Origin of the sequence: Bremerella alba (genome assembly GCF_013618625.1) — a bacterium.
Lineage (GTDB): Bacteria > Planctomycetota > Planctomycetia > Pirellulales > Pirellulaceae > Bremerella > Bremerella alba.
In genome coordinates this window covers 161,677-181,092 of the sequence record NZ_JABRWO010000005.1, presented here as the reverse complement: position 1 = coordinate 181,092, position 19,416 = coordinate 161,677, and the positions used below count along the sequence as shown (strand labels likewise).

The 19,416-nt window shown below is 54.1% G+C and carries 19 protein-coding genes; 5 read left to right on the top strand and 14 right to left on the bottom strand.

What is annotated here, in order from left to right:
- Position 1: 1 nt before the first annotated feature.
- The 3 genes from HOV93_RS10390 to nadC form a co-directional block, all read right to left on the bottom strand.
- Positions 2-793, bottom strand: coding sequence for a hypothetical protein (locus tag HOV93_RS10390; protein ID WP_207396431.1), 792 nt, complete (start codon positions 791-793; stop codon positions 2-4).
- Positions 786-1,397 (bottom strand): type IV pilus modification PilV family protein, encoded by a 612-nt coding sequence (locus HOV93_RS10385; RefSeq protein WP_207396430.1) that lies wholly within the window; start codon positions 1,395-1,397, stop codon positions 786-788. Before HOV93_RS10385 ends, HOV93_RS10390 begins: the two co-directional genes overlap by 8 nt.
- Positions 1,398-1,582: 185 nt before the next feature.
- Complete coding sequence (nadC, locus tag HOV93_RS10380) at positions 1,583-2,560, bottom strand: carboxylating nicotinate-nucleotide diphosphorylase (RefSeq protein WP_235990133.1); 978 nt, start codon at positions 2,558-2,560, stop codon at positions 1,583-1,585.
- 86 nt (positions 2,561-2,646) lie between these two features.
- On the opposite strand from nadC, the gene HOV93_RS10375 reads away from it, so the two are divergent.
- Positions 2,647-3,039, top strand: coding sequence for a ComEA family DNA-binding protein (locus tag HOV93_RS10375; protein WP_207396429.1), 393 nt, complete (start codon positions 2,647-2,649; stop codon positions 3,037-3,039).
- Positions 3,040-3,041: 2 nt separating this feature from the next.
- Here HOV93_RS10375 and HOV93_RS10370 read toward each other — a convergent pair whose 3' ends face one another.
- Both HOV93_RS10370 and HOV93_RS10365 read right to left on the bottom strand, forming a co-directional pair.
- Complete coding sequence (locus HOV93_RS10370; protein WP_207396428.1) at positions 3,042-4,001, bottom strand: hypothetical protein; 960 nt, start codon at positions 3,999-4,001, stop codon at positions 3,042-3,044.
- 112 nt (positions 4,002-4,113) lie between these two features.
- Complete coding sequence (locus tag HOV93_RS10365; RefSeq protein ID WP_207396427.1) at positions 4,114-5,370, bottom strand: outer membrane protein assembly factor BamB family protein; 1,257 nt, start codon at positions 5,368-5,370, stop codon at positions 4,114-4,116.
- Positions 5,371-5,617: 247 nt separating this feature from the next.
- Here HOV93_RS10365 and HOV93_RS10360 point away from each other — a divergent pair, with 247 nt between their 5' ends.
- A complete protein-coding gene (locus HOV93_RS10360; RefSeq protein WP_207396426.1) occupies positions 5,618-7,303 on the top strand; it encodes an ABC1 kinase family protein in 1,686 nt (561 codons plus the stop codon).
- 3 nt (positions 7,304-7,306) lie between these two features.
- Here the strand turns inward: HOV93_RS10360 and HOV93_RS10355 are convergent, their stop codons facing one another.
- From HOV93_RS10355 to HOV93_RS10325, 7 genes are all read right to left on the bottom strand, one after another.
- A complete protein-coding gene (locus HOV93_RS10355; protein ID WP_207396425.1) occupies positions 7,307-7,486 on the bottom strand; it encodes a hypothetical protein in 180 nt (59 codons plus the stop codon).
- Positions 7,487-7,696: 210 nt separating this feature from the next.
- Entirely contained in the window at positions 7,697-8,893 is a 1,197-nt protein-coding gene (locus HOV93_RS10350) for a type II secretion system F family protein (protein ID WP_207396424.1), read from the bottom strand.
- Between the two features lie 14 nt (positions 8,894-8,907).
- The gene (locus HOV93_RS10345) at positions 8,908-10,638 is read right to left on the bottom strand and encodes a GspE/PulE family protein (protein WP_235990131.1); all 1,731 of its coding nucleotides are present in this window, start codon (positions 10,636-10,638) and stop codon (positions 8,908-8,910) included.
- A gap of 18 nt (positions 10,639-10,656) precedes the next feature.
- Complete coding sequence (locus HOV93_RS10340; protein WP_207396423.1) at positions 10,657-10,983, bottom strand: STAS domain-containing protein; 327 nt, start codon at positions 10,981-10,983, stop codon at positions 10,657-10,659.
- A gap of 16 nt (positions 10,984-10,999) precedes the next feature.
- Positions 11,000-11,401, bottom strand: a complete 402-nt coding sequence (locus HOV93_RS10335) for a response regulator (protein ID WP_235990129.1) — start codon at positions 11,399-11,401, stop codon at positions 11,000-11,002.
- Positions 11,402-11,441: 40 nt separating this feature from the next.
- Positions 11,442-12,839 (bottom strand): PAS domain-containing sensor histidine kinase, encoded by a 1,398-nt coding sequence (locus HOV93_RS10330; RefSeq protein WP_207396421.1) that lies wholly within the window; start codon positions 12,837-12,839, stop codon positions 11,442-11,444.
- Between the two features lie 294 nt (positions 12,840-13,133).
- Positions 13,134-14,027: a methyltransferase domain-containing protein gene (locus HOV93_RS10325; protein WP_207396420.1), complete on the bottom strand. Its 894-nt coding sequence runs from the start codon at positions 14,025-14,027 to the stop codon at positions 13,134-13,136.
- A 353-nt stretch (positions 14,028-14,380) separates the two neighbouring features.
- Between HOV93_RS10325 and HOV93_RS10320 the strand changes: the two genes are divergently transcribed.
- The gene (locus HOV93_RS10320) at positions 14,381-14,560 is read left to right on the top strand and encodes a hypothetical protein (RefSeq protein ID WP_207396419.1); all 180 of its coding nucleotides are present in this window, start codon (positions 14,381-14,383) and stop codon (positions 14,558-14,560) included.
- 60 nt (positions 14,561-14,620) lie between these two features.
- Here the strand turns inward: HOV93_RS10320 and HOV93_RS10315 are convergent, their stop codons facing one another.
- Positions 14,621-14,815 carry a hypothetical protein gene (locus HOV93_RS10315; protein WP_207396418.1) on the bottom strand — a complete coding sequence of 65 codons (195 nt, stop codon included), beginning with the start codon at positions 14,813-14,815 and terminating at the stop codon, positions 14,621-14,623.
- Positions 14,816-15,163: 348 nt separating this feature from the next.
- Between HOV93_RS10315 and HOV93_RS10310 the strand changes: the two genes are divergently transcribed.
- Entirely contained in the window at positions 15,164-16,483 is a 1,320-nt protein-coding gene (locus tag HOV93_RS10310; protein WP_207396417.1) for an AAA family ATPase, read from the top strand.
- A 200-nt stretch (positions 16,484-16,683) separates the two neighbouring features.
- On the opposite strand, the gene HOV93_RS10305 is transcribed toward HOV93_RS10310, so the two are convergent.
- Complete coding sequence (locus tag HOV93_RS10305) at positions 16,684-17,931, bottom strand: CBS domain-containing protein (RefSeq protein WP_207396416.1); 1,248 nt, start codon at positions 17,929-17,931, stop codon at positions 16,684-16,686.
- A 362-nt stretch (positions 17,932-18,293) separates the two neighbouring features.
- Here HOV93_RS10305 and HOV93_RS10300 point away from each other — a divergent pair, with 362 nt between their 5' ends.
- A complete protein-coding gene (locus HOV93_RS10300) occupies positions 18,294-19,391 on the top strand; it encodes an FHA domain-containing protein (protein ID WP_207396415.1) in 1,098 nt (365 codons plus the stop codon).
- Positions 19,392-19,416 lie beyond the last annotated feature (25 nt).

The window sequence follows — 19,416 nt, the reverse complement described above, 5'->3', positions numbered from 1 at the left end:
GCTATTTCGTCACCTGATAGTAGATGGCCGAGGAACCGAAGAACGGAACCGATTGTTCGCGAAGGCCACTATGCTCATCAATGCTAGTGCTGGGTACCAATTGCCATTCGAAATGACACCATACCTGGCGGATGCCTGCTTTGGATGAATAGATGCTGGTCGCCCAGTTCAAGTCTTCCCAATCGACTGAGCCAGCTCGGGCAGCGGCAATGTCGGCGTCGCTGGGGACCACGCGGGTTTGAAATCGAAGCGTACTGTAATAATTCGAACCAGCTTTTCCGGCTCGGACCAATTCGCTAATTTCGATAATGTCGCTGTCGGAACTATCGATCAGGTCCGCAACGAGTGTGCGCCAAGAGGCTTCGTCGCTAAGACCAGGCGCCGTGCGTGTATCGCTCGCGTTGCGAATTTCCAGGAACCGATTGGCGTTGTCGGGATCGACCGCAAAGACGACCAACTCGTCGACCCGAGGGTAAGTTGCCAGCGGCGTGCCATCAGGCTCCCAAACGGCGATCGCCTGGGGAAAGTCGTAGCTTGAGTAGTAATAGGTGATCGGCAAGATACCCGGGAAAGCTTCGGTGGCGTGGGCTACTTGCATCGTACGCTCGACCCGCTGCAAGATAACCCTCGCGTGTTGTCCGATGAGGTTCTTTTCCTGCGAATACTCGTTGGCCATCTGCACGGACATGGCGAGCGTGCCGAAGGACAGGCAGATGATACCCATCACCGCGCTGGCAACCAGGAGTTCGGCTAATGAAAGGCCTCGTTTCGAATTTTTGATACGGTTAACCATGAGCAGGAATGTATGAAATGACTCGTTCTCGTTCGACGACTTCTCGCCAAGAGTTGTCTCGATTACGTCGATAGACGCGGCAAATCAGGACGCGATAATTTGTGGGAGCGTGGTCGGCCACCTGAACCGAGTGGTCATTTTCGCTTAGATAAGCGACCTCAACCGATATCCGCCAATTGTCCAAGAAGCCGCTACGAGGGCGGAATGCTTCCGGTAATGTATCTCCCGTTGAATCGGTCGCTGAGAGTGCCTCGCCGCCGATATGCACCGGGGGTGTTGCGCTGTAATCGTTGTAGTCGTCGGTGTCGTCGAACTGCGACCTGCCCGGCCCGAGCAATTCGTCTGGTGAAGGCGCGAGCGTTGTCTGATAAGGGTGATCTCGTACAACAGAATCAACCCAATTGTGGCCTTGAATCTCGTCGAGCATTTGCCGCGCTATGCCATCGGCAATGGTGGTCTCTTCCTGCTCTTCAACCGACTCTAAGGTCGCTTCGACCCCAAGCAGCAGCACACTACTGGCGAACGCCACGATAGACATCGCGACGACAGCTTCCATCAGCGAGAAGCCAAAGCGGGGGCGGCTGGGGGTTGAGATAGTGGGCATGTTTACAAGTTTCAGGGACGCTTGCGTCAAGGAAATCAGGCGACAACGTGTGCCTGAGGGTCCGTCTGAAACTTAGGTTTGCCCGCGTATTGGTCAATTTCGGCGTGATGAGTTGCGGCAGATAATCGAAAAAGGCGTCTGCCGAATGGGGGGCATGTTGCCAAAACGCAACATGAACCGGGCTATCAGCCCCAGTCGTATCCCAAATCGACGTTCACGGCCGAGTGCGTTAATGCCCCGACGCTGATCCGCTCGACGCCCGTTTCGGCGATTCCGCGGATGGTCTGCAGGTTGACTCCGCCAGAGGCTTCCAGTTGGACGCCGGGAGTCAACTGATTGCGAAGCTGAACTGCGGATTTAAGCGTCTGGCAGTCCATGTTGTCTAACAGAACAATGTCTGGCTGGCTGGGCAGGACTTGCTCGAGCTGCTCGAGCCGGTCAACTTCGATTTCGATGATACGCTGTTTGCCGCTTGCCTCGCCCAGTTGGTCGATCAAGAATTGCCGCACAATGCCGACCAGGTCCCCCAGTTGAGCCGACTTGCCGGTGAACTGGGTGTACCAAGCCAAGTGATTGTCTTTAAGCATCACGGCTTCGTAGAGTCCCGTGCGATGGTTGGTTCCGCCGCCGCACCCCACGGCGTACTTTTCCAATCGCCGCCAGCCTGGGGTGGTCTTCCGGGTGTCGTAAACCTGGGCCGTGGTTCCTTCGACTTGCTCGACGTACGTTCTAGTCAATGTCGCGATGCCGACCAGACGGCCTAGGAAATTCAAGACGATGCGCTCGGTGGTAAGCAGATCGCGCACGCTGCCGCTAAGCGTGATCAGCTTGTTGCCGGGCACCATTGCCGAGCGGTCTTCCTGGTGATAGACAACTTCGATATCGAGCTCCAACTCATCGATCATCAGGTCGATGATGCGGCTACCGGCGAGTACGCCTTGCTGACGGGCCACGATGCTGACTTCACCGGTCGCTGATTCTGGAATCAGGCTAAGCGTGGACCAATCGTGTTCGCGACCTAAATCTTCGCGCACGGCTAGATCGAGAAGTTGTCGGCAATCATCCTGAAGAAGGTCATCCCAGGCGACTTGATGGAACTGCTTGGCCATGATTTTGCTGTATTTTAAGGGCGATACGTCGGGCGAAGCGGAAAGACTCGCCATGCTGGCTTCCATTGTCGATAATGGGGGCTTCACGACCAAGGGGTGACATGGGTAAGCGGCGTCAAAAATCGGAAGAGCGAATCGTTATGCGGTGGTTCCTGCGCCGCGGCGATCAGCTTGTGATTGCGTCGATTTTGGTGATGACGGTACTTTCCGGAGCAGCTTACTTCGGCATTCAGAAGATGCGGTCGATCGACTATATCGACATCGATCAGGCACCGGCGGTTGAATATCGCTTCCTGGTCGATGTGAATCAGGCCGATTGGTCGGAACTCGCTCAACTGCCGGGCATTGGCGAGACACTTGCCAAACGAATCGTTCAGTCGCGCGAAATGCAGGGACCTTTTTTCGATCACTCTGATTTGCAGCGCGTCCGGGGAATCGGTCCCCGCACGGTGGAAACGCTGCGGCACTTTCTGCTGCCGATGCCTGAGACGGAAGCCATTGCTTCGGACGCTTCCGCCGTTCCGGCAAGTTAGATTTAACGTCGACCCACGTGAAAGGCCGGATCATCGACAACCCATGGAGTCGACCAACTCTTGCCGTTATCGAGGTTGAAGACATTGAAGAACATTCCACTTACCGTTTCGATCTTGTAGTTGTACGGTAAGTACGAGGCGACCATGTCCTGTGCGGTCAGGGCTTCTGGACCTTGCGAGATGAAATAGTGGCAACGGCCATCTGGCGTGAACGACATGCCGATCGTCCACCATCCGAGCTGATCGACGCTAACCTTCGGGCCTCGCACGTCTCCGTATGGTGCCCCGCGAATGATCCACTGGGCGGCAGGCTCTTGTTCGGTGCCGGGCTTGGCCGGTTGATATTCGAGAAAAATGCCAGGCCAGTTCTCTTCGGTTTCGTTCGATGTGTAGCTGAAGAGGCCGACCCCCTTCTTTTTCGAGCGGCTGCCGGTACAGGTCGTGCGGAAACCGAAAGTGGCGGCGCCCTTGTGCTGTTCCCACTTCTCGAATGGTGGCAGATAAACCCGCGTTAAGGCACTTGGGTACTGACGTACCGAGTAATTGCCAGGGACGCGGCAGATGAAGTCGTCCTGCCCCAGTTCATTGCTCGCACGGAACGGGATGTTGGACTGCAGTGTCATCATCAGCAGAGCGCCTTCACTGCCAGGGATACCACCTTCGGGAGTTTCCACGCGACGAACGTAGTCAGGGTGGCCCCGTTTGCTGCTCTCGCCCCACAGCTTGTTCTTCGACATTCCACCAGGCAGGCGGATGTTCTTGTCTTGTTCGTGGCTCGACTTGGGATGGTTGTCGATGTATTCCCAAGCTTCGTCTTCCAGATCGTCGAACCAAACACGTTGGCCTTGCCCCGGCACGACTGGGTTCTGAGCCCAGATAGCCGTGGATGAAAAACAGGAAAACGTAAGCAGGAGAGCAAAGCAAATACGCATGGCACTATCGGTTTTGCTAGCTGGTGGCATTGGTGGTAGACCCTACGAATCGGTCAATCTCTTAGGGCTCTTATCGGCTCAAGAGTAACGATTATTCAGGAAATACCGGTTTGCCACCAACCTGGATAGCCAATGAAAGAAACTACTCACTTCCGATAGCCCAGAGGGCGTCGAACGTCCGCAGGTAGATTCGACCGTTGCTAATTACCGGTGAGGCTGCAATCGCTTCGCCTAATTCGTTTTGGGCCAGGATCTTAAACTCTCGGCCTGGTTGCACCACGGTTACCATGCCGTCGCGACCGGTAAGATAAATCTTGCCGTCGGCATATACCGGGGAAGCCCGATGGCGAATGCGGTTGGTGCGTTCCTCGTACAACTGCTTGCCCGAATCCTTTTCCAAGACGATCAGGTTGCCGTTTTCTCGACAAAGGTAAACTAGGTCTCCCAAGATCAGTGGCGAAGGAACGTCGGGCGTGACTTCGTGGGTCCAGTCGTAGAACTCTTTCTTGTCGGTGATGTTGCCCTTGCTGGTCGTTTTCACAGCGACCGTGATGCCGCGTTTGGCAGAGGGGACAATCACCATCCCATCCTTAGCGACGGGTGATGAAACAAAGCGAAGGGTGACGTCATAACGACCGGGTGGATGCAATCCGCCTACGCGCCAGATCTCGTCGCCTGTTTCCAAATCGTACGCGATCGAGTAGTCCGCGCCGTGGGTCAACAGGAATTGGGCTTCCTCGCCAGCGTACACGATTGGCGAGGCATAGCTGTGTTCGCATTCCAGGCGAGCGTCGCTTGTGCGATCGGTGACCCAGGCCTCTTTGCCGGTGGCTTTCTCGATTGCCACGACCTTGGCTCCGCCGCTGTGGATCAGTTGTAGGTAGATTTTGTCGTTATGCAGTACCGGGGTGCTGGTCAAGCCGAACTGAATATCGAACTCGCCGTACTTTTCCTGCACGTCGATTTGCCAGATTTCGTTGCCCTCGAAGTCGAAGCAGGCAAGCGATCCGTTTGAGAAGAATGCCCAGACATGCTTTCCGTCGGTCGAAGGAGAGGGAGCAGCCGAGTTGCCTTCGTCGCCGCGGACGTCTTGGTTGCCGCTACCCATGACACGTCGCCACTTTTCGACGCCATCAGTACCGACACACATCAATATCAGGTCGTTGTCGGCGACGGAAGTGAGGAAGATGTGATCATCCCAAACGATCGGTGTAGAACCGGCTGCCCCTGGCATGGGCAAACGCCAGGCGATATTCTTGTCGGCACTCCACTGGGTGGGCAGGTTTTTCTCGGAACTGATCCCTTGATTATCGGGACCACGCCAGGAGGGCCAATTTTCCGCAAACGCGGACGAAACAAGGGTAGTGAGAAGTAGAACGGCGGGAACGATGATTTTCATGAGTGGGTTTCCGTCGGAGGGCAACGGGTCAGGATTTCGAGGTTTGCCGCATTATAAGGGGTAATCGCACGAAAAATCGGACGAAACGGCCCTACTCTGCCCCAGACAGCGTAAATTTGGTCCAGGAAGTGCGGACATGGAAAGTTTGCGGCATTATGCTGAGGCGGTCAAGACTTTCTACCGCTTAGCTTGCACGTAGATGCTTGAATTCATAGGAAAGGGGAATCAACCTCCTTTGAGAAGATTCATGAGACTTACCAACATCCCCCAGCTTTATCGCAACGTTAACCGCTGGACCGAGATTCTATCGGTGCTCAGCCGGTACGGCCTGGCGGACTGGATTCAGCGTTTCCACTTCGACTTTGCCAAGGGATTTCTTAAAGACAAGGATGGAGAAGTTCTCGCCAAATATACGCGTGAGGCGAGGATTCGGATGGCTTTGGAGGACCTTGGCCCCACATTCATTAAGCTGGGACAGATTCTCAGCACGCGGCCCGATATTGTAGGTGTCGATCAGGCGGAAGAACTCAAGCGGCTACAAGCCAATGTGCCGGCCGATCCGCCGGAGCAGGTCCGCAAGTTGATCGAAGAAGAGCTTGGTCAGCCGATTGATCAGTTATTTTCTACCTTCGAAGACAAAGCACTCGCCTCGGCATCGATTGGCCAAGTGCACCTTGCTCGGTTGTTTACAGGCGAGAAGGTCGTCGTCAAGGTCCAGCATCACGGCATCGAGAAGAAGGTCTCGGAAGATCTCGACATTCTGACCGGCCTGGCAGCTTTGGCAGAAAACGTCCCCGAGTTCCGCGACTATCACCCCAAGGCAACTGTCGCCGAGTTCCAACGGGCGCTGCGACGCGAACTTGATTTCGGTCGTGAAGAACGCAACATTATGCAATTCGAAGCGGCCTTCGAGCATAACGATACCGTGCAAATTCCGAAGGTCTATCCCGATCTGTGCACGCCGCGGATTCTGACGATGGAGTACATCGACGGGATCAAACTCAACGAGCACGAACGCTTGGTGGCCGAGGGGATCGACCTCAGCGAAGTGGCCCGGCGTGGTGCCGAACTGTACATGCACATGATCTTTGACACCGGCTTCTATCATGCCGATCCTCATCCCGGCAACATGGTGCTGCTACCTGGGGACGTGATTGGTTTGCTCGATTTCGGAATGGTCGGCCGGATCGATGATCGTTTGCGAGAAGATATTGAAGACTTGTTGATGGGAATCACCGGGCGTGACGCCGAACTACTGACGGCCACGATCGTCCGCATTGGCTCGACCCCACCAGATTTGGATGAACGCTCGTTGCGGCGTGACGCGAATGACTATGTCTCGGATTTCGCAAATCAACAGCTCGAGGGGCTGAACTTCGCCGACGCGGTGAACGAAATGTTTAAGATCGTGCGGAATTATCGCATTCAGTTGCCCCCGCAGGTCACCATGTTGTTGAAGACGATGATGATGCTCGACGGCACGGGACGAATGCTGAATCCCCAGTTCAGCTTAAGTGAGCTGTTTCACAAGCATCGCCGGCGCATCATGATGAAACGTTTCTCGCCGTCGCGAAGACTGCGGAAAATGTGGCGGATGTATAACGAACTGGAACGCCTGGCTGAGGTGATGCCGCGACGCATTAGCGAGATTCTGGAACTGGTGCGGCTCGGCAAGTTCGACATTCACCTCGATCACCGCCGGCTCGAACCATCGGTCAACCGTATGGTGATGGGGATCATGACGGCGGCGCTGTTCATGGGGTCGTCGCAGATGCTCAGCTCAGACGTCCCTCCCCTGCTCTTTAAGGACGAAGGGTGGCTGCAGATGCAAGATATCTCGATCCCCGGTGCAATCGGCCTGGTGATCAGCTTTGCACTCGGTTTTCGCCTGGTGATGGCGATCAATCGCTCTGGCAAGCTGGATCGCGAGTAATCGCTAAGCAGCTTTGCGATCGGATTGCACAGCAACGGGAATCGTGGCCGGCTCAGGCTTGGGGGCAAGCGACTTCAAGACTTGCTCGATCTGCTGGTCGAGGGTGTCCAGTTCTTTCAGAACTTGATCCTGGCGTCGGCAAAGTTCGTCGACAATATTAGCGATTCGCGCGGAAGTACTCATGAATATGTCCTGAGCCAGGAAAGAGATTCGACCGTAGAAGGATCGGAACGGACCGGGACGTTCTGAACGACGAAATGGTCCCTAAGGTGCTGGCAGTAGGGGCTACCTGTTAAGCTGTACCGGTCACGCGAATTTTGCATCCGCCTGCCAGCAGACTTGCCCCCTCGAATGGCTTGTGAAAAGGACTTTTCGCGATCGGCAGCGTGCGTTTTAGACGTTACGGCTGAGCGAGAAGATGGGCATCAGCAGTGCCAGCGCGATCCCCCCCACGACGACCCCCATCACGGCGATCATGATCGGCTCAATCATGCTCGTGGTGGTTTTGATCGAAAGATCGACGTCGTGTTCGTAGTGGTTGCTCACTTTCTCGAGCACATCGTCCAGGCGACCCGTTTCTTCCCCAGCGGCAATCATTTGCACGATCGTTGCTGGAAACAGCTGACTCTTTCGCAAGCTCTCATGAATCTGACTGCCTGAGGTAACGGCTTCGATCACGTTGCGCCAAAGTTGAGAGTAGTTGGCGTTATTGCAAACCTGCGACGTTAGTTCCAGGCACTGCAGCATGGGGACATCGCTGCGAACCAGGGTACCGAGCGTGTTAAGACTTCGGGCAATGGTCACCTTGCGAATCATCGGCCCGATGATGGGGATATTGAGCTTCACGGTATCGATGATCTTTTTGCCGGATTCACTTCGGCGGAAAAAGAAGAAGGCCACGCCAGCAGCGATCAAGGCCGGGATCCAGTACATCCAATAATTCAAGAGGAAGTCCGAAGCCGTCATCATAAAGATGGTCGGCCCAGGCAGCTTCACCCCTTTGCGATTAAACAATGGCTCGAATTTGGGAAGCACGAACGTCAACAGAAAGATTGTCACGCCGCATGCCAGCAATACCATCACGGCTGGATAGGCGAGTGCTGCTCGGATCTTGCCTTTAGTTTCTGCTTCCTTGCGAAGGTAGAGGGCCACCTTCTCGAGCATCTCGCCCATGAGGCCTGTCTGTTCACTCGCCCGAATCAAAGCGATGTAGGTCTGATCGAAGTACTTGGGATATTTCGCCAGCACCATCGAGAAGTCTTCGCCCCCTTCGACTTCTTTCTTAATCTCGAGGATGAGCTTCTTCAGGGCTTCGTTCTTTTCCTGCGAGGCGATTCCCGCGAGAGCGGTCGAAAGGTTAATGCCTGTTTCGACCATCACCGAAAGCTGACTGGTCATGTAAATGATGTCATGCTTCGAGATGCGGCTGCCGCCGAGCGAAAACCCGCCGGAAGCTTCTTCTTCGATCGAGATTAACTGCAGACCATCGCCGGCTAGCACGCCGCGTGCTTCATCGACGCTATCGGCATCGATGGAACTGTCGTGAATGTTTCCGAGCTTGTCTTTGGCTTGATAGGCGAAGGTTTGCATAGCTTGTTGCTTACTTAATAGACGATGTCCCCGGTGGCATGAATCACTTCTTCTACCGTCGTGATTCCTTCTTTCACCTTGCGATAGCCGTCCAGTTGCATACCGATCAATGAATTATTGTGTTGAGCGATCTTACGCATTTCGGCGAGCGAAGCACCATTGACGATTGCATCGCGCAGTTCGTCCGAGATGGTCAGTAGTTCATGAACGCCAATACGTCCGCTGTACCCCGTATTGCGACAGGCCCGACAGCCGACACCGCGGCGGAAGGAGTCGACCTCGAATCCCATGCGGTCGAGTGCTCGGCGAAGGTTGCGGTCGGGCTCGTACGATTCGCTGCACTTCGGGCAGATACGTCGGACGAGACGTTGGGCCAGAACCATGTTTAACGCGGCTCCAATCAAATAGGGCTCGACGCCCATGTTGACCAGTCGGGTAACCGCCGAAAGAGCGTTGTTGGTGTGCAGCGTGCTGAGCACCAAGTGACCAGTAAGGGCCGCTTGAATGGCTGTTCGTCCTGTCTCTTCGTCGCGAATTTCACCCACCATGATCACGTCGGGGTCTTGTCGCAACAACGTACGCAAGGCAACCGAAAACGTGAGCCCGACACGCTCTTGAACTTGAAACTGGTTGATCAGTGGCAAGTGATACTCGATCGGGTCTTCCACCGTGCAGATGTTGTTCTCCATGGTGGCGATCTCGTTGAGTGCCGCGTAAAGCGTCGTCGACTTACCACTACCGGTCGGTCCGGTAACCAGGACGATGCCGTTGGGGGCATGCACATTGGACGAGAGTCGCGTGAGAATGTCTTCCGCGAAACCCAGGTTCTTAAGAACGAGTGTGACTTTCTTTGTGTCGAGAACACGAATCACCGTCTTCTCGCCGCGATTGCCGGGGAAGGTACTCACACGAAGGTCGATCTTGCGTGAGTCGAGCATCACGTTCACGCGGCCGTCTTGCGGCAAGCGGCGTTCGCTGATGTCTAGCCCGGCCATGATTTTGATACGACTGCTCACGGCGTTGAGCAAGTGAATTGGAACCTCGAGCGATTTATGGAGCTTGCCATCGATGCGGTAACGCACTCGCATGCAGCGTTCGGCAGGCTCGATGTGGATATCGCTCGCCCCTTCTTTGACCGCGTTGTAGACGACATAGTTCACCAGGCGGATCACCGGAGACTGACCGGCGATTTCCTCGACGTCGCCAATATCTTCGATCGCATCTTCGATCAGCGTGACTTCGGTCTCGTTGTTGTCTTCGATGATGTCATCGATCACGAACACACGCGAGTCAGGCAGTTGCGAGATCATGCGGCGGATGTCTTTGGTAGACGCCGCGACAATTTGCACCTGCAGGCCGGTCTGAGTCTTGATCTCTTCAATCAGAAACAGGTTCGAGAGTTCTGAGAGAGCGACACTCAGTACACCACGAATTTTGAACAGCGGAAAGATTCCGTGCTTTTCGATGTACTCTCGTGGAAGCAGGTCGACCACCTTCGGGTCGTACAGGCGTGCTTCTAGCCGCGCATGAGGCACGCCGTATTCGGTTGCTAGACACTCGATGACGTGATCTTCGGAGCAAAAATCGAGCTCGACGAGGATTTCACCTAAGAGTTTGCCCTGGCCTCTTAATTTCTGATAGGCGAGCGCTTGTTCCAACTGTTCAACGGTTACGTACCCTCGGCGAATCAAAAGATTACCAAGCCGAGGCGGGGCGTTTGACGTTGTGCTCATCATCGATTCCATGGCATCCTTCCTTTTCGCTTAAGCGAAGCTCTTGACGGCATCGAGCACACTGTCGAAAACTTCCAGCATCGAATCGATCCGCGTGACTTCCAGAATCTTGCGATTGGCGTAGTTTGTTGTCGCAATTCGCAGATCTCCCCCTTTTTCACGCAGCGTATCTTGCACGTCGAGAAGGGTTTCCAGACCGATGCTATCGATTGTTTCCGTTCCGTCGAGATCGACGATCAGCTTCTGGCGTTCGCGTGATTCGAGAAACGCGCGCACGTTGTCGGACTGGTCCTCTCCCAGTTCTTCGGGAGTGTGGACCACCATGACGGCACCAAAAATTTCAGTCGACAGATTCATACGTTAGTTGGTGTTACTAAAAGGTGGCGACACTGGGGACATACTTGCCGGTCTCAAGGACCTCTTGAATGCACTGGACCAGACCGCGGGGGCTGAAGGGCTTGGCCAAAACAGCTGCGACGTCGAGTTCGGACGTTCCATCGTCGCCGGAAAGGTCGTATCCTTTAGCCGTCAGCATAATGATCGGCAGGTCGGCTGTTTCACTATGGGTGCGAATTGTTCGACAAAGCGCCAGGCCGTCCATCCGCGGCATGTGGAAGTCAGTAATCAGGATATCGGGACGTTCCGCTTGAATGGCTTCCCATGCTTCCTGTCCATCTTCCACGCACGTAACTTCAAAGCCGCTTCGTTTCAGCTTGAATTCAGCGGCACGCAAAATGTGCATTTCGTCGTCGGCAATCAAGACTTTAACGGGCATGGGAATCATTCCTTTCTCTGCTTGTATGGTGTTTTTGCAATTAGCTCGCGTGTTCGATCACTTGAACGGTGGGCAAGGCAATCATGAAGGTACTTCCTTTGCCTAATTCACTTTTGACGGTGAGTGTCCCGCTGTGGACGTCTTCGACAATATGTTTGGCGAGTGGAAGTCCGAGGCCGGTTCCCGAGGCCATCTTTTGGTCTTTCTTCACTCGATAGAATTTCTCGAAGACCATTTCGCAGTCTTCCGTGCTGAGTCCCACTCCAGTGTCTTCCACCTCGAAGTGAACTTCACGATCGGACATCCGGCTGCGTAGTTTCACGGTGCCGCCATCGGGCGTGTACTTGATTGCATTGGACAGCAGATTGATCGCTGCTTGCAGGATCATGTCGCGATCGGCCAGGACGCCCAAGTACATCGGGCTAAGCTCGACCTTGAGGGTGATTTGCTTCTGTTCGGCCGTTGGCTGAACGATCGCGGCGGCCTCTTCGAGCAAGTCGTTTAAAGAGCGAGGCTTCTTGCTGACGCTCACCACGCCTGCTTCGATTCGTGCCAGGTTTAAAAGGTTGTCGATCAGTCGTTGCAGGCGATCGGCCTGGCCGCTAATCACGCCGAGGAATTCGTCGCGGGTTTCTTCGTCTTCTGCTTCTCCATCGGCGAGAAGCTCGGTGTAGGCCTTGATGCCGGCAAGGGGGGTCTTCATTTCGTGGCTAACCGCTGAGACGAATTCGGCGTTTCGTCGCTGGATTGCCTTGTAACCGCTGATGTCTCGCATGACGGCGACTGCTCCGAAGCCCGATTCCGCAGCCCCTTCGTGCTCTCCTTCTGAGACAGTGTTTACTGTGACACGGTACCAGTGCCTTTCACTGTCAGGATCTTCCAGTTCTAGCTCTGCCAGACGGGTCGATTTTAGTTTACGTCGTCTGGTTTCATGCAATAGCTGAACGAGCGAATCGCAGCTTATCCCCTTTTCAAGTGGCGTACCTTCGGTCACGTCCTCGAGCCCTAGCAGCTTGACTGCCGCAGGATTCATCAAAGTGATTTCACCATATTGATTGACCATCAAGATTGGCTCGGTTAGGCCTTCGATGACCCAGTTGATTTGTGCGGCTCGTGTTTCCGCCAAATGTGCTTTGACTTCACTGCTGGCAGATTTCTGCTGGAAGTCGAAGATCTTTTCTCGGTCGTGATCAATACACTGATATATTTCCGTCAGAATCCTTTGAGCCCGTGCAGAAAGATTAGCCTGTGCGAGTTGCTGTTGAAAACGCTCGAGGTCCAAGTCGTCTGAGGACATTGCTGCCAGCTTTTCGAGCTGGTCGAACAGCGTCTGAGAAAGTTGGCGGTAAGAGGTTCTCTGGACGATGCCCAATACCAGCGCAACAATAATGCCAGCGATAGCCAGTACCACCGAAAGGGAAGCTTCGGCAGGATCCATAGCGATTGCTACTGATGTAGCTACCAGAGTCAGTCCCAATACGAGGGGACTTAACCAGGCAAAGAGGGCGAATATTCCTGGTCGATTCGCGGTCATTGTTTACGTCAATCTGAAAGGGTTGCGGCTCATATCCATCGCTTCTTGGCCACTGTTGCGCAATTCAGAGTGGTCCGCAGAGCGGGAAAGCTAACAAAACCTAGGTCAGATCAACACGAAGTCCATCGACGCATCGTTACATCGAGCGATGCGTATCCCCTTCATAATCGAAATAATCGATACCAGGCCAACTTTGGCCTAGGCCGAAACACGTCGGACCATCGTTTGTGGAACGATTCGTTGAGAAATACCGTTCCAGAGATCAGAAAGTTCCATGCAGTAGGCGTATTGGATTTGCAGTTCCACTCGGTCGCCAGGTTCGACCTCAAGCGGTTCGTGCAGCGGAACGACAAGGTACTGATTGTGCCAGCAGATTTCTGATTGCTTTTCAACGGAGATCGATAGCACGTTTTTAGTGACCAATCGCCAGGCGTTAAGCGTTCCCCCCTGCTGCATGGTAAGAATCCCCTTCCAGGAGACCTCGTGTGCGTATTGCTCGTCGTAGATCACCGTCTGGTAAACTTCTGGCGAGCCGAGTTCCTGGGTGCCGGCGACTTCGGCCGACGGTGGCTGAAACAGCGGAACCGGAGCGTGGAAGCCTGCAAATTGGTAGGTCTGCATTACCGGCTGAACTGCCAGCAGCGTGGCTTCGGGAATGAAGCGAGGAAGCTTTGTTCCGTGCTTTTGTGTGTAATTCTGCTTGAAGGCCTCGATTACTTCGGTTTGTTTTTCTCGGACAAGCCCGACATGCAGCATCTCGCAGGTAACTACGTCGACTGGCTCGGGAGGTACAAACGTGGAGGCATCTTGGTGAACGATGGTGACTCGATCTTCGACTTTATTGATCCGCAGAAAACGCCGTGCAACTTCAACGAGTTCGGGATTTCGCTCGACGTAGTAGACCTTAGCGCCTTCCATGGCCGCAAAGTAAGACAGCACACCGGTACCCCCTCCTAAGTCGACCACGGTCATTCCGGGGCGAACTGTTTCCGCAATCGCCTCTTGGAACGAGGTCATGCGGTAGTTGTCGCGAAGCATGTCGTAGTGATAGTGCAGCGGAATAAACTGGCCGAGGATTTCAGGGGAACTCACTGCGTCGGAATCCTTTCAGAACGGAGAGAACTAGCGGGCGGCAATCGTAGTGCCCCCGCCAAGGTGCCGCAAGGCGGAAAAGTTCGGGTTAGAGTGGTTAATTCAACGATGCAGGACAAGCCATAAAAGCGGCAAACAGCGAATACAAGGGGCTCCGAACGTCCTAGAGCTTTGCAGGCGTGCTATCAGGAAGCACAGGTTTTACCGATCAGTCCGATAAATGGTCATCACCCCCCGAGAATCTGGCGTTTCGAGGCCGAAGCTGGCCTCCCGATGCTAACTACCGAACAGTTTCGTTCCGATACATCACGTTAGTTGCTGCTAAGAATTGTGGATTTGGAACGGATACTTTCATGCTTTCAAGAGTCGAGATCGAAAACCTGCCTGCTCATGAACTCGAGATTTTGATGGAGTTCGGGCAAGACCTGCTATCGCCGAGTGAACTTCTCGGAGTTCAGCTATTCATCCAGCGAATCGGTGGCGTGCATAATGCTCGACAAGCAATCGAGATGTTGAAGAAGTTAGAGCAGTAGCCAGCGAAACAAGTTGCTGACGGTCTTTCTCTCGGGGCCATTTCTACCAGCCCCCGGCGGCTAGATTCCCGGCGCGCCCGCCGAACCAGCAGCTGCCATGTCGCATTTCTCGGCACGAAGAAGTCTCAGCCAATCGAGGTAGTCTTCAATTTCCTCCATCGGCATGCCCAATTGCAAGGCGGACTGGACGGCGGAAATTCGCTCGAAGTAGTCGCTCGAATTTTCTAGGAGTAGTTTGGCTTTTTCGTTGGCCATGGCTTTGACTCGCGTGAGTTAGTGATTTGCAGACCCTACCATGAATAGGCTCGGCAAGAAATATGAACCTGCGCGTCCGTTGCACCTATTATTATCGTCACAGAAGAAAGTCTAGGTCATAGGACACCACATGTTGATTGCTAGCGCGGAGATTTGCTTGGGATGTTGTTATGAGACGTAAAAACGGCGGGCGCTAGCTGGCGGATGAGCATTTTCGTGTTTTTGGAAAATAACTCAAAAACCTCGTTTCCAACGGGCCAATTGGTCCTTACGTCCTAGACTTTTGAGTGCTACGCGCCCCCAGCGGGCGAAGCAGTCTCCGCCCTCGAACATTGCAGATGTCATACTATGTCCGGTACCGAACTCAAGTCAGGTCTTCTTGCTGCATTGCTAGCGGATGATGGATTTCGTCCCGAAGAACCCAAGACATTAGAGGACACTCAGTTATCACCGACGTTAGTCGAGTCGATTATCCTGAAGCTCTATCTGAACATCGGATCGATGAGTGGTCGTAAGACGGCCGAACACATCTGCATTCCATTTGGCGTTGCCGAAGGCCTGCTCACTTCGCTACGTACGCGTCAATTGATCACCCATTGCGGTTCCGCTCCGCTGAACGATTACACCTATACCCTGACCGACCAAGGCCGTACCCGGGCACAAACCTACATGCATTCGTGTGCCTATTTCGGACCGGCACCGGTTTCTTTGGACGACTACGTTACCTCGGTAGAAGCCCAGTCGGTACGTAACGAGACGCCAAAGGAAGAGGACCTGCGACGCGCTTTCGAGGGACTTTCTGTCGAGCCTGGGATGTTCGATCGATTGGGGCCCGCTGTGAATTCTGGGGCGGGACTTTTCCTCTATGGTGCCCCAGGCAACGGCAAGACAACGCTCGCCAAACGCATTACGGCCTGTTATGGGCAAGAGATTTGGATTCCGCGGACGGTCGTGGAGGATGGCCAGTTCATCAAGTTGTTCGACGCTGCTTTCCATGAAACGGTCGATCAAGCAGAAAACAGCATCATCAAGAACGATAACTTCGATCATCGCTGGATAAAGATTCAGCGTCCGACGGTCGTTGTTGGTGGTGAGCTGACGATGGACAGCCTCGAGATCCGATTCGACCCGATCAATAACATCTGTGAAGCTCCGCTGCAGATGAAAAGCAACTGTGGCAGTCTGCTAATCGATGACTTTGGTCGCCAACGCATGCAGCCACAGGAACTATTGAATCGTTGGATTGTGCCCCTGGAAAACCGAGTCGACTACCTTGCGTTGCCCAATGGAAAAAAGATCCAGGTACCGTTCGAGCAGTTGATCATCTTCTCGACCAATCTAGAGCCTTCGGACCTGACGGACGATGCCTTTCTACGCCGTATTCCTTACAAAATTGAAATCGAGGATGCTTCGCAGGAGGAATTTCACACGCTATTTCAGATTTTCACCAAGCAGTTTGGCTGCCGCTACGACGAAGAGTCGGTAACGCATCTGATCGACAAGCATTACACGCCCAAGAATCGCCCACTACGACGCTGCCAGCCGCGTGATCTTTTGACGCAAATCCGAAACTACTGCGTCTACAAAGGATTTCCCATGGAGATGCGACCCGAGTATTTTGACTTAGTTGTGGGTAGCTATTTCACCGTGGTTGCCGGTGACGATTAAGCGGCCAGTGGTTAAGCGATACGAGAGCAACCGCACTGCTGGGATTTGCCTGACTGACTTTGCGACGATCGTAGAGATACTCAGCGCAGTGCTGACACATGGCGGGTAGAACCGTGGTCACTTCTGCTGAAAAGGCTTACGCGTATAGCGTGCCGCCGAAGGCTTGATCGACGCCATTGACTGAGATTTGAATAACGCGACTACGGCAGTGAAACCATCACAGGCGAATTCATCGAGGTCAAGTCGTCGCAATGGATAACGCCGACCGGATTGCCACTGCGAAGGACTTGCAGCCAAGAGGAATCGTTCGAGGAAAACAACGCTACAAATTCGTTGAATGTCGAGTCGCAGCGAACGTGGGGAACATTCGGCAGACAATATCGCCCGATGGCCTGTTGCTTGTCTTCAATTTCCACAAGATCATCGGTACGGATCAGACCGCACGGTGTACCATCGGCTTGGAAGACCGGAGCAATGTCGGCATTCCACAGACGCATCGCTTCCAGCGCGTTTTCAACGTTATCGGAAGCATTCAGACGGACCGTGGTGGGTTGCATGATATCCTCAGCGGTCATGCCGTCGAAGATGCTTCCGGTTGGTTGATGTGGTAGCCACTGATTTTCCAGTGAATCGTCGACAAGTAACCCTTCGCCGAGGCTTAGTGCCAGGTTCAGCCGGTCGGCCAACAGCATCGAAACTTGCTCGCTGGTAGAAGACTCGTTGCGTGTGCTCACGAAGCTCCCCGAAACACTCAATGGCGAGATATCAGCCTGCGAGGTGTCTCGGACCGATGCTTGCGCCATCTGATCGGCCGCCCAGTGGGTGACCTGATCAGGCGAAGAAGCGGGAGTAACCACGGCGACCCGATTGCCTGAGAGCTCGAAAATGCGCGAATCGGGAAGGGCCGTTGCCTCGAGGCTTGCCTGCCATTCCCGGTAACGTTCGGAATGCGTATTAGAGACAGAGAACAGCGTTGCACAGACGCAATGGCCATGAACGGCTATCTGCTCGATGGTGTATTGCAAAGTTCCTAGAAAAGCGCCCTCGCTCGGATGGGTATTGCGCGGATTGCGCCCAAATTGCTGGGAAATGGCTACTCGGGCTTCCAAAATTGCCGCGGCGGCCCTTACCCGTACGAGCAGTTTGGCTGGGGTTACCGGCTTCAGGACAACGTCATCGGCGGCTTCTGAAATGACTCTTTCTACAAGCTCTGGCTTATCCGCCGGAACGACCGCGATCTTGAATAAGTTGTTGTGGCTGATGGTCGATTGGCTTCCATCGTAATCGTAGATCAGGACATCTTTCTTCTGGGGAGAATCAGACTCACGGTAAACGGAATCGCAGCGAGTTTCGACCTCGTATCCACAGGCAACAAAGAAGTCAAAGCAATCGCGAAGGTGCTGACGGTCCTCAGAGACAACGACGATTCGCAGTGCGCGTGAAACCATGAAACTACCTGCTACCCAGAGAAGAAAAAATGAAAGCCGACGGCGCATGGTGGTCGCGCGGCTATGGAAAACATAGTTCAATTCCGCCCGAGAAGAGGTCAAATCAATTCCAGATACTTTTTTTTACGAGGAACCCTGTCCTCGTAGTAGGAAATTTTGCCGATCACACGCAGGGAATTCACAGTCACGCCGAGCAATCGTGACCTATGGTTGTTTTGCAGGTGAGTTTTCCACCAACCCCCGCGGAGTGATGCAATTAGCGCAACGCGGCAGCTTTTCCCAAGACTAGTCCCGTTCGACGTACGGACTTTGCGAAGTCTAACGTCGATTTTCGAGTAGACGCCAGCATTAGGGTAGGACGAATGCAGACGCAGCTGCTTCCTCAAATTGAAAAAGACTCGATCTTTCTCGAGTACCTCGATCATGTGACCGGGCGGTCAACTAAGTCGGTGATTGATGAGTTTCCCTTCATCATCGGACGCAACGCGACCTGTAATCTGACAGTCGAGTCTGGTCGCGTTTCTCGAGAACATGCCGAAGTCGTCCGTCATGGAAGCGGCTATCTCATACGCGATTTGCGCAGCACCAATGGCGTTTACATCAACGGCGAGCAGATTGACGAACATGTCATGGTCGACGGAGATACGGTTTCGATCGCCGACTTCGAATTCGACTTTCACTGCCCTGCTTCGGCGACAACGCGTCAGACAGTAACGCTGGCGATGGAAGATCGCGCCCAAGCTGCCCGACCAGTTCAAGATCCGCAGATGTTGATTCAGGCCCTCAGGACCGTAAATCAATGGTCAGGGCTCAATCGCATCGATCCCGGCTTAACCTCCGTACAAGCGATTGAAGACCAGAAGACGGTTGGCCACTGGTGTCCGCTCTTCCGTAAAGCATATCAAAGTCATGAAGAGACTCGCCTGCTGAAAGATTCACTTGTCTTAGAGAATCCACTGCGTCTGCTCCAGCATGTCTCGGCGATGTTCGCCCTGCAGGAACGCCAGGATCTTGGCGAGTTCCTGCTATTGGAACTCGATTCAACTGATTTTCAGCGGCAAGATCTGCTGGAAACAGTTGGCTGGATGCGAACAACCTTCGGAGCTTCGCTCAAAGTCATTCTCGGAGCGAAGGTCGACGTTTGGGAGGCCAACTTGTTCGACAACACGCTTGTCGAAGGTCTTCGCGGCATGGGCGTACAACTTGCGGCGGTGGGGATCGATCAATTCAAACCACCGATCGTTTCGGAAGTACTTGCGCACTGTTCGATGATTGGCGTATCCTCGAGTGCTCTGTCGGCAGCCTCGCGCAGTCCGGCGGTCGCTAATAATATTCACGAATTCATTCAGGAGATCACGTCCACTGGCTGCCAGGCACTTGCCCAAGCAGCTTCCAGTGGACCGGACAACCAAGCATTGCAGCAGATGGGATTCCATGCGGTAGTACGCTTTCCCGCTTAATGCCATGCCGGGTTGTTCGTCGGAC